This window comes from Lysobacter sp. Root690 (genome assembly GCF_001427785.1).
In the GTDB taxonomy this organism is placed as follows: domain Bacteria; phylum Pseudomonadota; class Gammaproteobacteria; order Xanthomonadales; family Xanthomonadaceae; genus Lysobacter.
In genome coordinates this window covers 133435-146507 of the sequence record NZ_LMHM01000017.1, presented here as the reverse complement: position 1 = coordinate 146507, position 13073 = coordinate 133435, and the positions used below count along the sequence as shown (strand labels likewise).

Genomic DNA, 13073 nt, shown 5'->3' with positions numbered 1-13073 from the left:
CGAGTTGACTGTGCTGCTGGTGTTTTCGCTTCGGAGGAAGACTTATGAGCTTGTCTTTGCTGCAACTTAATTGGTTCGCGATTCTCGCCGCCACCGCTTCGGCCTTCCTGCTCGGCGGCCTGTGGTACGGCCCGTTGTTCAAGAAGGCCTGGTGCCGCGAGGCCGGCATCGATCCCGACGCCAAGCCCGGCCATCCCGGCCGCGTGTTCGCCGTCGCGATCGTCTGCGCGTTCCTGGCCGCGACCATCTTCTCGATGCTGATGCCGCCCAGCGCCAACGCGGTCGACGGCTTCGGGGTCGGGTTCGTCGTCGGCGTGTTCTTCGTGTCGATGAGCTTCGGCATCAACTACGCCTTCGCCCAACGCAGCCTCAAGCTGTGGATGATCGACAGCGGTTACCACATCCTCCAGTTCATCCTCTACGGCGTGATCCTCGGCGCCTGGAAATAAGGACTCGATCATGAGCGACCCTCAGCCGCCCGCGCTGCGCTGGTATTTCGATTTCATCTCGCCGTTCGCCTACCTGCACTGGCATAAGCTGCGCCCGCTGGCGCGCGAACGCGCGATCGAGCTGGTGCCGGTCGCGTTCGGCGCGGTGCTCGCCGCGCACGGCCAGAAAGGCCCGGCCGAGATCCGCGGCAAACGCGAGTTCACTTACCAGCATGTGCTGTGGACGGCCCGGCGCGAGAGCGTGCCGCTGCGTTTTCCGCCGGCGCATCCGTTCAATCCGCTGACCGCGCTGCGGCTGTGCATCGTCGCCGGCAACACCCCCGACGCGGTCGATGCGATCTTCGACTGGATCTGGCGGCAAGGCGAAGCGGGCGACAGCGTCGAGGCGCTGAGCCCGGTCATCCAGGCCCTCGGCGTGGACGCCGCCGCGATCGGCAGCGACGCGACCAAGGCGGCCCTGCGCGACAACACCGAATCGGCTCTGGTGGCCGGTGTATTCGGCGTGCCAACGTTGAGTATTGATAAGCAATTGTTCTGGGGCAACGACGCACACGATTTCGCCCTTGACGCACTGCAACATCCTGAACTGTTTGAGGATCCGGAAATGCAACGCCTGCAGCGGCTGCCTGTCGGCATTCAGCGTCGAGCCTGAACCCGACCGCAAATCAGGCACCGCGCCGACGGTGACACCGGACCCGAAAAGGTATGCTGCGGTCACACTTAACCGCCACGCGCCACGACCCGGGGGGGACCATGCGCATCGGACTCGTCGTCGATTCGGCTTGCGATTTGCCGTTGGAGTATCTGCAACGCAATCGCATCCATCTGCTACCGATCACGGTACGCATCGGCCAGGCGGTGCTGGCCGACCACCGCAACGAAGAAGCCACGCTGCAGTTCTTGAACACGCATCTGGCCGAGCGCGGTTTCGAAGCCGAGACCACGCCGTTCTCGGTGCAGCAGATTCGCGATCTGTTCGTCAGCCAGTTCGCGATCGAATACGACTACGTGTTCTGCATGACGATCAGCAAGACCCGCAGCCCGGTGTACGAGAACGCCAATCAGGCGAGCTTCGCGATCCTCAACGACTACCGTCCGGTGCGCAGCGCGGCCGGGATCAACACGCCGTTCGCGTTGCGGGTGATCGATACGCTCAACCTGTTCGCGGCCCAGGGCATCACCGCGGTCGAGTCGGTGCGCCTGCGCGACGCCGGCGAGGGCGCGCCGAAGATCCGCGCGCGACTGGAGCATCTGGCCTTGCACACCCACGGCTATCTGATTCCGCGCGACCTCAACTACCTGCGCGCGCGCACCCGCGTGCGCGGCGATCGCAGCGTGAGTTTTCTCAGCGCCACGCTCGGCACCGCGCTCGACATCAAGCCGGTGCTGCACTGCAACCGCGGCGAAACCGGGCCGGTGGCGAAGATCAAGGGTTACGAGAACGCCGCGCAGAAACTGCTCGAATTCACCGCGCGCAAGGCCGGTGCGAGTGGTGGCGATGGCCTGCTGACGCCGACCGTATGCCTGAGCTACGGCGGCGAACTGGCCGAGTTGCGCGCGCTGCCCGGCTACGAGCGCCTGCGCACGGTCTGCCGCGACAACAACGTCGAGCTGTTCGAAAGCGTGATGAGCCTGACCGGCATGGTCAATGTCGGCAAGGGCGCGCTGGTGGTGGGATTCGCGGCGGAGAAGGCGGATTTTGCTGGGTGAGTGTCGGGAGTCGGGAGTCGGGAGTCGGGAGTCGGGAGTCGGGAGTCGGGAGTCGGTTAGAGCGTAGCGGTCCATCACTGCCGGTTACGCAAACTATCCGAAGTAACGTACTCCCAGATTCCAACGCACTTCCCTACCGTCATTCCCGCGAACGCGGGAATCCAGTGCCTTTCGTGCGAGAACACTTGAAGTCTTGCAAGGCCAAAGTCGCTGGATTCCCGCGTTCGCGGGAATGACGTTCTGGTGAGATGGCGCTGAAGCCTCTGGATTCCCGCGTCCGCGGGAATGACGTTCTGGTGAGATGACGCTGAAGTCTCTGGATTCCCGCGTCCGCGGGAATGACGTTCTGGTGAGATGGCGCTAAAGGCTCTGGATTCCCGCCTTCGCGGGAATGACGTTCTTGAAGGATGACGCTGAAGGCTTTGGATATTCGGCTTCGCCGAAACAAAGCAGAGCCCGTTTTCACGGGAATGACGCTCTGGCGGGATAACGCGAACGCCAAGCCTCACCGCAATCCGTCCCCCAACCACGACTTCCAGCCCACGCCCCATCCGCGCGTGCAGGTTAGCCTCGAGGTTTGTCAGCCCCAGGTAACCCGCTCGATGCCCACTCACCGCCTGCTCGTTCTCGCGCTCGCCAGCGCGCTCGCCGCCGTGTCCGCCAGCGCGGCGCATGCTCAGACCCCGCCGCAGCCCGCGCCCCAGGACAAGTCGGGCGATGCCAAGCAAGGCGACGACAAACAGGCCGGCGACAAGAAGGACGCCGACAAGCCGGCCGCGCAGCTCGAGCAGGACGCGCTCAAGCCCGCCGGCACCGACCCGGCGCGCGCCTCGGCGCAGACCGCCAAGGGCGTGGGCAAGGGCGAGGACAAGGACGAGAAGAAGTGGGACGTCAACGCCGCCCACGGCCCGACCAAGTCGATCGCCTTCGACACCGACGAAGGCACCTGGATGGATCTGGACGTCTCGCCCGACGGCCGCCAGATCGCCTTCACCCTGCTCGGCGACATCTACCTGCTGCCGATCGGCGGCGGTCAGGCGCGCCGCATCACCAGCGGCCCGGCCTGGGACGTGCAGCCGCGCTTCTCGCCCGACGGCCGCGAGATCGCCTTCACCTCCGACCGCGGCGGCGGCAACAACCTGTGGCGGATGAAGGCCGACGGCAGCAACGCCACCGCGGTCACCAAGGAAGATTTCCGCCTGCTCAACAACCCGGCGTGGACACCCGATGGCCAGTTCCTGATCGGCCGCAAGCATTTCACCGGCGAACGCTCGCTCGGCGCCGGCGAGCTGTGGATCTACCACGCCGCCGGCGGTGGCGGCGGACTGCAGTTGACCAAGCAGAAGAACGATCAGCAGGATCTGGGCGAACCGGCGGTGTCGCCGGACGGGCGCTACGTCTATTACTCCGAAGATGTCAGCGGCGGCCCGACCTTCCAGTACAACAAGAATCCACACGACACGATCTACGCGATCAAGCGCCTGGACCGCCAAAGCGGCAAGAGCGCGACGGTGATCGACACCGGCGGCGGCGCGGTGCGGCCGCAGCCTTCGCCGGACGGCAAGTCGCTGGCGTTCGTCAAACGCATTCGCGAGAAATCCGTACTGCACGTGCTCGACCTGGCCAGCGGCGAAGCGCGGCCGGTGTGGGACGGGCTGTCGCACGATATGCAGGAGGCGTGGGCGATCTTCGGCCCATACGCGAATTTCGACTGGACCCCGGATTCGAAATCGGTGGTGATCTGGGCGCAGGGCAAGCTGTGGCGGGTGTCGATCGCCGACGGCAAGCACGAACAGATTCCGTTCGCGGCCAAGGTCGAACAGACCGTCGCCGAACCGCTGCGCTTCGAACACAAGCTGGACGAAGGCCGCTTCGCGCCGAAGATGATCCGCGACGTCGCCACCAGCGCCGACGGCAAAACCTTGATCTTCCACGCGGTCGGCCAGCTGTGGCGCAAGCGCCTGCCCGATGGCAAGCCCGAGCGGCTGACCGGCAACGACAACCTCTACGAATACCAGCCCAGCTTCAGCGCCGACGGCAGCAAGCTGCTGTACACCACGTGGTCGGACGAAGCGCTCAGCGCGATCTACGTGACCGGCGCGGGCGGCGGAGGCAGCAAGCGACTCACTCAGGAAAAGGGCTTCTATTACGGCCCGCGCTTCTCGCCCGATGCGCGCCGCATCGTCTACGCCAAGACCGGCGGCGGCGGACTCACCGGCAGCCTGTGGTCGGTCGATCGCGGCATCTACGTGATGAACGCCGACGGCAGCCGGCCGGTGCGCGTGGCCACCAGCGGCGAGTCGCCGCAGTTCAGCGCCGATGGCACCCGCGTCTATTACCTCACCGGCGGCGGGCTGAAGAAGAAGCTGATGTCGGTCGGCCTCAACGGCGAGGACGAACGCGAAGTCTTCAATCTCAAGTACGTCGACTCGGTCAGCATCAGCCCGGACGGCAAGTGGGTGGCGTTCACCGAACTGTTCAATGCCTACGTCGCGCCGCTGATGACCGCCGGCAGCTCGGTGGAATTGAGCAAGGACAGCAAGGCCCTGCCGATCGCGCCGGTCAGCGCCGATGTCGGCAGCTATCTGCACTGGTCGGCCGATTCGAAATCACTGCACTGGATGGTCGGCAATCAGTACTACTCGCGCCCGCTCAATCAGGCGTTCGCGTTCCTGCCGGGCGCGCCGGCGACGCCGGCGAAACCGTCGGCCGACGAACGCGGCGTCCCGGTCGGCCTGGACGTGCCGGTGTACGCGCCTAGCGACACGGTCGCGTTTACCCACGCGCGCGTGGTGACCATGCGCGATGCGGAGAAGAGCCAGGAAGTGATCGAGGACGGCACCGTGGTGGTCCGCGGCGACCAGATCGTCGCGGTCGGCCCGAGCGCGTCGGTCAGCGTGCCGGCCGGCGCGCGCAGCATCGACGCCAGCGGCAAGACCATCCTGCCGGGCTACATCGACGTGCATGCGCATGCCGCGCATTTCGGCCAAGGTGTCGTCCCGCAGCAGAACTGGGCCTATTACACCAACCTTGCCTTCGGCATCACCACCATGCACGATCCCTCGGCGACGACCGAGTTCGTGTTCTCCGAAGCCGAACTGCTCAAGGCCGGCAAGATGGTCGGCCCGCGCGTGTTCTCGACCGGCACGATCCTGTACGGCGCCGACGGCGACTTCAAGGCGGTGATCAACTCGATCGACGACGCGCGCAGCCATCTGCGCCGGATGAAGGCCAACGGCGCGTTCTCGGTCAAGAGCTACAACCAGCCGCGGCGCGAACAGCACCAGCAGATCAACCAGGCCGCGCGCGAACTCAACATGCTGGTGGTCGAGGAAGGCGGCTCGACCTTCAACCACAACCTACCGATGATCCTCGACGGCGCCACCGGCATTGAGCACAACATCCCGGTCGCGCCGCTCTACAAGGACGTGGTCGAACTTTGGCGGCAGACTGATGTGCGCAATACACCGACCTTGGTGGTCAGCTACGGCGGTTTGTCTGGCGAATATTGGTGGTACGCGCGCGACAACGTGTGGGAAGACAAGAAGCTCAACCGCTTCTTCCCGCGCGAAACCCTGGACGCGCGCTCGATCCGCCGCGAAACCGCGCCGGACTGGGATTACTGGCATATCCAGGTCGCCAAGTCGGTCAAGAAGCTGCGCGACGCCGGCATCAAGATCCAGGTCGGCGGCCACGGCCAGTTGCAGGGCCTGTCGGCGAACTGGGAAATCTGGATGCTGACCCAGGGCGGCATGAGCAATTTCGAGGCGCTGCGCGCGGCGACCATCGACGGCGCCGATTATCTGGGCATGTCCAAGCAGCTGGGCTCGCTGGAAACCGGCAAGAAGGCCGACCTAGTGGTGCTCAACAGCAACCCGCTGGAGAACATCCGCGCAACCATCGACACGCGTTACGTGATGGTCGACGGGCGCTTGTTCGACGTCGACGCGGACATGGCCGAACTGGGCAACCAGGCGGAGAAGGCGCCGAATTTCTACTGGCAGCGCCATCGCGACGGCCGCACCTTCGGCACCGAATTCGGACCGACCTCGGTGTGCCACTGCCCGAAGGGGCATGGGCCGCATGAGGCGCACGATCATGATGAGGAGTGATGGGGTGGCGCGGTATTCGGCGTAGGCGCTGAAGAGCGAAGAGCAAATCCCCCCGCCCCCCCCTTTTCAAAGGGGGGAGGTTTCTGGTGGGGATGGAAAGGGCTTGGCGATGTCGGCTTCGAGACGTCTCCATCGTTTGTTTGTGCGGTCGAACAACACCATGCGGTTCGCCCATCATCGAAGCCGCCCGCTTGTGCCCCCTTTTTTAAAAAGGGGCCGACGGGGATTTGCTTTTCCGCGCGATAACACATCGCTAACAACACCAGCACCCCACAAGCGCGACCGCCATAGCGCACTCGCGCCATATTCACACCTGGCGCATACCGCCGCGTTTACCCTTGATCGATCCTGCAATCGAGACCCACGCATGGCCACCCGTTATTACCTGAGCATTCCCGACGCCGATCGCGCACGCGGCAATGACGCCGATCTGTCGTTCACCGCGATCAGCTCGGAAGGCTTCGCCGCGCAGCTGCAGTCGGCATTGCGCGGCGACGATCTGTTCGAGCGCTGGCGCGCCAAGCAGCCCGATCCGGACGAAGTCGACCCGATGCTCGGCGCCACCGACCCCAGCGCGGTCGTGCACGGCGAACAACGCGATCTGCGCATGGACCTGGTGGTCACCACGACCTTGTCCGGCACCGTGCTCAAGCATCGCCTGCGATTGCTCGCCGGCAGCGGCTGGGAATTGCGCGACGTTACCGCGGGTTGAGTCGACGGCTCGCGTAGTCGCTACGCAGTCGACGCGCGGCCTGCAGAACGATCTGCGGGCCGCGACGACTCAGCGCCGGCGAGACGCCGGCCTTAGCCCGATTCGCTTAGCCCGATTCGAACCAACACTGTTCGAACGGCACGGCCAAACCAACGTAGCTCGGACTATTTCGGCTCAGACCAACCCAGCCGGGTCATCCGACAACTGCAGCAAGTCCTCGGCCATGCGACCGATCTCCTCGCGCATCACCAGCTTGTCCAGCCACGCGGCGGGAATCGCATCCACGCCGTAATAAGCGCCGGCTATCTGCCCGCAGATCGCCGCGGTGGTGTCGGCATCGTCGCCAAGATTGGCCGCGCGCAGCACCGCCGCTTCGAAGCTGCCGGTGTGCAGGAAACACCACAACGCCGCTTCCAGCGATTCGACGCTGTAGCCTGAGCCCACGATCTCGGCCTCGCGCTTGCCGGCATAGGCGCCAGCATGGATCGCCGCGACTTTTTCGCTGCCGAGCAGCGGTATCGACGGCGCCAGCACCGCCTCCTTGCCGGCGCCCATCAACGCCGCGCGCAATTGCGCGGCGAACAATCGCGAGCAGTCCAGCGCTTCGGCCGCGCCGTGGGTGGTGCGGGTGGATTCGACCGCGTAATCGCCGGTGCGCCGCGCGTCCAGACGCCACAGCATCGGCACCGGCGCCAGGCGCATCAGCGCGCCGTTGCCGGCCGCGCGCGGACCGGGATCGCCGGCATACGGATCGTCGCTCTGGCGATACCGGTCCAGCGCCGCGCTCACCGTCATGCCGATGTCGAAGCACTCGCCGTTGCTGCTCATGTAGCCGTGCGAGCGCCAGTTGCAGTAGCGATTCATCTGATCGCGCGCATCGAAGCCGCGGCGATGGATCAGGCTGGCCGCCAGGCACAGGGCCATCGAGGTGTCGTCGGTCCACTCGCCCGCACGCAGCGCGAACGGCCCGCCGCCGGTCATGTCGGTCAGCGGCGCGAAACTGCCGCGCGAGCGGAACTCGACCGTGGTGCCGACCGCATCGCCGCAGGCCAGGCCCAGCAGGCAGCCCAGGTAGCGTTCGCGCAATTCGGGCGAGGCGCTCATGCGGCCTCCAGGTCTTCGTAGCAATCGGGTACGAAGCGCGGCGTGCAGACCGCGATGAAGATCAGATCCTCGTCGCCCAGGTTGACGATGCGTTGCGGCGTATCGGCGGGAATGAACACCGCGTCGCCCGGACCCACCTCGCCCGGAGGTAGATCGCCGACATGCATGCGCCCGCGTCCTTGCAGGATCAGATAGCGCTCGCTGGTGCCGCGCAGACGGTGCAGCTGGGTGCTTACGCCGGGCTCGACCCGGATGCGCGCGATCGAGCTGTGCGCATCGTCGGGCGAGTTCCACCACTCGATGACGTGGCAGCGTTCTGCGATGTAGTACTCGGCCGTGTCGGCGTTGGAGACGATGCGGGCGCTGGCCATGGCGATGTCGGCGTGGAAGCAGCCGACAGCTTAACCGCGCGCGGTGATTCGCTCCGCGCTCAGACCCCCACGCCGTGCGGCTGGACCACGCCGGTGGCGATGCCGACCACGACTAGCGCGATCAGCGCGATCGAAAAGCCGATGCGCCGGGTCAAGGCGTTGACGGTGCGCTTGCTCGCGCCTTTGTCGACCAGCATGTAGTACAGGCCGGCGCCGAGGTTGTAGACGATCACCGACAAGAAGGCGGCGACGAACAGGATCTTCATGATTCGACCTTGCCCGGGATCGGGCGCGAGTGGTCTTCGGAGGATTGCAACGCAGTGGCCGGGCGGGCGCGCAGCCAGCGCCAGCGCAGCACGATGGCGACCGTCATCAGGCCCAGGAACAGGCCGTAGGCGACCGAGGTGGCGAGCACCTGTTTCCAGATCGCGCCGGCATGCGGGTCGGCGTTGTACATGCTCCAGTGCATGCCCCACCCGGCGACCAGGGTGGAGACGATCAGGCTGGCGCTGTCGTAGACGGTGCGCAGGGCGCCGCGCGGCTGGCGCGGATAGGCCCAGAACAGCCAGGCCAGGATCGAAAACCAGGGCACGAACAGGATCAGGGCCAGATTGAGTTCGACTTGCGGGTTCATGGCGAGCGCGAGGGGTTGTGGCGTGGCGCAGCTTTTGCTGCGGGGTCCATTGTTCGCCTACTGGCGCAGATTGCATAGAATCAGGTTTGGGATAAAAAACCGGATCAGTTGGGGGCGGGAATCGGGAATGGGGAGTCGGGAATCGGAAGAGCGGGTTCCGCGGCCGTGTTGGGCGCGACGGGCTGTTGGGGCTTCAGCTCCGGCTCTTTCCGGTCAGGCTCGTGCAGCTTCCGACGAACCGAGCCGAGCATTGGGGGTGAAACCCACAAAAGATCGGCGCCTCACGCGACCCCGCATTCCGTAGCCTCACCCAATCCCCAATCCCCAATCCCGGCCCCCATGAAACGCTACCAAGCCCTGGCCGACGACATCGCCCGCTCGATCCGCCAGGGCCTGCTGAGCCCGGGCCAGCGCCTGCCGTCGGTGCGGCAGACCAGCGCCGCGCGCAAGCTCAGCCCGGCGACCGTGTTCCAGGCCTATTACCTGCTCGAATCGCAGGGGCTGGTGGAGCCGCGGGCGCGCTCGGGCTATTACGTCAGCGAACGCGCGCGGGCGATGCCGCCGGAGCCAGACACCGCTTCGCAGCCCGACGGGCAGGCGCGCGCGGTCGATGTCAGCGAACTGGTGTTCGAGGTGCTCGAATCGGCGATGGCGCGCGACATCGTGCCGCTGGGCTCTGCGTTCATGAGCCCGACCCTGTTTCCGCTGGCCAAGCTCGGCCGCGCGATGGCGCACGAAGCGGTGCATCTGGACCCGCGCAGCACCGTCGACGACCTCACCCCGGGCAATGCCGAACTGCGCCGGCACATCGCATTGCGTTATCGGATCGGCGCGGTGCCGATCGGCGCCAATGATCTGGTGGTGTGCAACGGCGCGATCGAAGCGCTGAACCTGTGCATCGCCGCGGTAACCCGGCCCGGCGACGCGGTGCTGGTCGAATCGCCGTGTTTCTACGCCGCCCTGCAGACTTTGGAACGCCGCGGCCTGCACGCGATCGAAGTACCCACCCATCCGCGCGAAGGCATCGAGCTGGGCGCGCTGGACGCGGCCATCCGTCGTCATGCGCCGGCCGCGTGCTGGCTGATGACCAATTACCAGAATCCGCTCGGCAGCACCCTGCCCGAAGCGAAGAAGCGCGAACTGGTCGAGTTGCTGGCGCGCCACGAGCTGCCGCTGATTGAGGATGACGTCTACGGCGAACTGCATTTCGGCGCGCATCGTCCGGCGCCGGCCAAGGCCTTCGACAGCCGCGGCCTGGTCCTGCATTGCTCGTCGTTTTCCAAGACCCTCGCGCCGGGTTACCGGATCGGCTGGGCCGCGCCGGGACTCTATGCGCAGCGGGTGGCGCGGCTGAAATTGACCAACACCTTGGCGACCTGCGTGCCGGCGCAACTGGCGATCGCGCGCTATCTGCAGCGCGGCGGCTACGACCGCCACCTGCGCGGCCTGCGCAAGACCTTGGCCGCGCAACAAGCCGCGTATCTCGATGCGGTCGCGCGCTATTTTCCGCCCGGAACGCGAGTGACCCGGCCCGACGGCGGCTATTTCCTATGGATCGAATTGCCCGAAGGCAGCGACGCGTTGGCGGTGCAACGCCGCGCCGCGCAACAAGGCATCAGCATCGCGCCGGGGCCGATCTTCTCGGCCAATCGCGGCTACGCGCATTGCCTGCGGCTCAACTACGGCCACGCCCTCGATGCGCGGGTGGATGCAGCGTTACAAGTCTTGGGCGCGCTTTCGTCGGCGCGATAGGCGTCAGCCGCAGGCGTTGTTCCTCGCTCGCGTCGGCCAACGCCTCGGCCTGGCGCTTACGACTGAGATTGCCGAGCGCGCGCCGATACGACCAGTCGACCAGTTCGCGCAGATAGTCCGCCGGCATGCGCTTGACCTCGACCACCGTGACCCAGTGATAGCGGCCCATGAACCGCGCCGGCTTGGCGCCGGGCATGTCGGTGAGCTCGACGAACCGTTCCGGCGTGGTCTTGAAGCTGAAACGCCAGCGCTCGGGTTCGCTGGTCTTGAAATAGGCGAAGAATTTTCCGCCGACGCTGTAGACCAGGATATTGGACGGCGCCGCGTGCAGGACTTCCTCGGCGCCGGGGTAGGCGCGGCAAAGTTTCTTGAGGGCGTTGGTGTCCATTGCGGCGAAGGCTCGGTTCGGGCATGCATGGTCGCACGAGGACGCCGCGGACTTTGCTCGTCATCCCCGCGAAGGCGGGGACGACGGCAAGAGAGATGACGACAGGCCGGATGATTCCGTCACGGGCTCGACTCGCATGATCGCAGACCGGACTGCAATGCTCCTCACATATGCGAGGTAATCTTCGGCACGTTGAACCAATCGTTGTTCAAGCCATCCATGAACTGCACCGGCGCGGCCGCCAGCACCGCATGATCCACATCCAGGCAGGCGATGTTGATCGAGTAATACTTGCCACCCAGCACCTCCAGCTCGCCGGTGCCGTAGGCATGCACCGCGCAATGCTTGCAGAAGTGATAAGTGCCGCTGAAGGTGCCGAACTGGTAGCTGCCGGTGTCCTCGGGGCCGCCGCTGAGCAGGCGGAACGCATCGGGTTTGACGATCGCGCCCCACTTGCGCAGCTTGTTGCACATCGAACAATTGCAGCGCGAGGTGCCGGCCGAAAGGTCGAGGTCGACCTCGTAACGGATGGCGCCGCAGTGGCAGCTGGCCTGGTAGGTCTCGACGGTCATGGCGGTTCTCCGATGGCGAGGGGCGGGTGGCCCGGGACAGTTACAGGATAGTAGCCATTGAGGACAGGACATGTCCTCAATAGGTTTTACACTGCGCCCATGCTCAAGACCTCGACCCGCCTTCTGCGCCTGTTGTCGTTGCTGCAATCGCGCCGTCACTGGACCGGCGCGGAACTGTGCGAACGCCTGGACGTCGACGGCCGCACCGTGCGCCGCGACGTCGACCGGCTGCGCGAACTCGGCTATCCGGTGCAGGCCTCGACCGGCGTCGGCGGCGGCTACCGGCTCGCCGCCGGCGCCTCGCTGCCGCCGCTGTTGCTCGACGACGACGAAGCCGTGGCGATGGTGGTCGCGCTGCGCAGCGCCGCCGGCAGCGTGGCGCGGATCGAGGACACCACGGTCGGCCTGCTCGGCAAGCTCGATCAACTGCTGCCGGCGCGGCTGCGGCGGCGGGTCAGCGCGCTGTATTCGGTGACGGTGTCGCTGGCGCACAACGAAACCGGCCCGGACGTCGACACCCTGACCGGACTGGCCGGCGCCTGCCGCGACCATCGGCTGATCGACATGGACTACAGCGATCGCGGCGGCCGCGCCAGCCAGCGCAGCATCGAGCCGCTGCGCCTGGTCAGCGCCGGGCGCCGCTGGTATCTGCTGGCCTGGGATCGCGGCCGCGAGGACTGGCGCCTGTTCCGCGCCGACCGCATCGTCGCGCTGCGTTGCGGCGGCGGCGCGTTCGCGCCGCGCAAGTTTCCCGAAGACGTGGCGGTGTACGTGCAGCGTTCGCTCAGCCAGCCGAACCAGGGCCCGACCGTGCGCGCGCGCCTGCGCGGTTCGGCCGACGCCCTGGCGCCGAGCCTGCCGCCGTGGTGCGGGCTGCTCGAACACATCGACGAGCACAACTGCATGCTGCACGTGCGCGGCGAAACGCCGGAAGAAATTCTCGCCCTATTGGCCCTGACCGGGGTCGAGTTCGAACTGCTCGATGCGGGCGATCAGCTGCCGCGGTTGCGCGAGGTCGCGCAGCGTTTGTTGCGGGCGGTGGAGTAAGCCGCGGCGCACGTTGCCGCGTCATCGTTGCGCGCAAGCGCCATGCAGTCCGACGCGTTGCGTTCGCAAGCGATGCGCGCGACGGTTCAATCCGGAAAGCGCGGCACCGCCGAAGTCTCGACCAAACAGCTCCAAGACTCGTGCTGTCGAACCAAAGCAACGAGGCCGCGCCCTCCCCGGACGCGGCCTCCTCTACCCTCCCTGCAGCATCCTGCGACCCGG

At 66.1% G+C, this 13073-nt stretch carries 13 protein-coding genes; 7 read left to right on the top strand and 6 right to left on the bottom strand.

Annotated features, from left to right (window positions below):
- The first annotated feature begins 44 nt into the window (after positions 1 to 44).
- From ASD86_RS21285 to ASD86_RS21265, 5 genes are all read left to right on the top strand, one after another.
- Entirely contained in the window at positions 45 to 449 is a 405-nt protein-coding gene (locus ASD86_RS21285; protein WP_056115511.1) for a DUF1761 domain-containing protein, read from the top strand.
- A 10-nt stretch (positions 450 to 459) separates the two neighbouring features.
- Entirely contained in the window at positions 460 to 1101 is a 642-nt protein-coding gene (locus tag ASD86_RS21280; RefSeq protein ID WP_056115508.1) for a 2-hydroxychromene-2-carboxylate isomerase, read from the top strand.
- A gap of 101 nt (positions 1102 to 1202) precedes the next feature.
- The gene (locus tag ASD86_RS21275) at positions 1203 to 2159 is read left to right on the top strand and encodes a DegV family protein (RefSeq protein WP_056115505.1); all 957 of its coding nucleotides are present in this window, start codon (positions 1203 to 1205) and stop codon (positions 2157 to 2159) included.
- Positions 2160 to 2761: 602 nt separating this feature from the next.
- Positions 2762 to 6271, top strand: coding sequence for an amidohydrolase family protein (locus ASD86_RS21270; RefSeq protein WP_082578593.1), 3510 nt, complete (start codon positions 2762 to 2764; stop codon positions 6269 to 6271).
- A 367-nt stretch (positions 6272 to 6638) separates the two neighbouring features.
- Positions 6639 to 6983, top strand: a complete 345-nt coding sequence (locus ASD86_RS21265; RefSeq protein ID WP_056115500.1) for a hypothetical protein — start codon at positions 6639 to 6641, stop codon at positions 6981 to 6983.
- 174 nt (positions 6984 to 7157) lie between these two features.
- On the opposite strand, the gene ASD86_RS21260 is transcribed toward ASD86_RS21265, so the two are convergent.
- Genes ASD86_RS21260 through ASD86_RS21245 form a run of 4 tightly spaced genes read right to left on the bottom strand, consistent with a single transcriptional unit; the run spans position 7158 to position 9092 of the window.
- Positions 7158 to 8087 carry an ADP-ribosylglycohydrolase family protein gene (locus tag ASD86_RS21260; protein WP_056115499.1) on the bottom strand — a complete coding sequence of 310 codons (930 nt, stop codon included), beginning with the start codon at positions 8085 to 8087 and terminating at the stop codon, positions 7158 to 7160.
- Positions 8084 to 8458: a cupin domain-containing protein gene (locus ASD86_RS21255; protein WP_056115494.1), complete on the bottom strand. Its 375-nt coding sequence runs from the start codon at positions 8456 to 8458 to the stop codon at positions 8084 to 8086. The genes ASD86_RS21260 and ASD86_RS21255 overlap by 4 nt, the downstream gene beginning before the upstream one ends.
- A 59-nt stretch (positions 8459 to 8517) precedes the next feature.
- Positions 8518 to 8724, bottom strand: coding sequence for a twin transmembrane helix small protein (locus ASD86_RS21250; RefSeq protein WP_036102620.1), 207 nt, complete (start codon positions 8722 to 8724; stop codon positions 8518 to 8520).
- A complete protein-coding gene (locus ASD86_RS21245; RefSeq protein ID WP_056115493.1) occupies positions 8721 to 9092 on the bottom strand; it encodes a hypothetical protein in 372 nt (123 codons plus the stop codon). The genes ASD86_RS21250 and ASD86_RS21245 overlap by 4 nt, the downstream gene beginning before the upstream one ends.
- Positions 9093 to 9431: 339 nt before the next feature.
- Here ASD86_RS21245 and ASD86_RS21240 point away from each other — a divergent pair, with 339 nt between their 5' ends.
- Complete coding sequence (locus ASD86_RS21240; protein ID WP_056115490.1) at positions 9432 to 10844, top strand: PLP-dependent aminotransferase family protein; 1413 nt, start codon at positions 9432 to 9434, stop codon at positions 10842 to 10844.
- Here the strand turns inward: ASD86_RS21240 and ASD86_RS21235 are convergent.
- Complete coding sequence (locus ASD86_RS21235) at positions 10768 to 11232, bottom strand: MmcQ/YjbR family DNA-binding protein (RefSeq protein WP_082578592.1); 465 nt, start codon at positions 11230 to 11232, stop codon at positions 10768 to 10770. The two genes, ASD86_RS21240 and ASD86_RS21235, sit on opposite strands and share 77 nt — an antisense overlap.
- A gap of 164 nt (positions 11233 to 11396) precedes the next feature.
- A complete protein-coding gene (locus ASD86_RS21230) occupies positions 11397 to 11804 on the bottom strand; it encodes a GFA family protein (protein WP_056115486.1) in 408 nt (135 codons plus the stop codon).
- A 99-nt stretch (positions 11805 to 11903) separates the two neighbouring features.
- Here ASD86_RS21230 and ASD86_RS21225 point away from each other — a divergent pair, with 99 nt between their 5' ends.
- Complete coding sequence (locus ASD86_RS21225) at positions 11904 to 12851, top strand: YafY family protein (RefSeq protein ID WP_056115483.1); 948 nt, start codon at positions 11904 to 11906, stop codon at positions 12849 to 12851.
- The last annotated feature ends 222 nt before the right edge of the window (positions 12852 to 13073 follow it).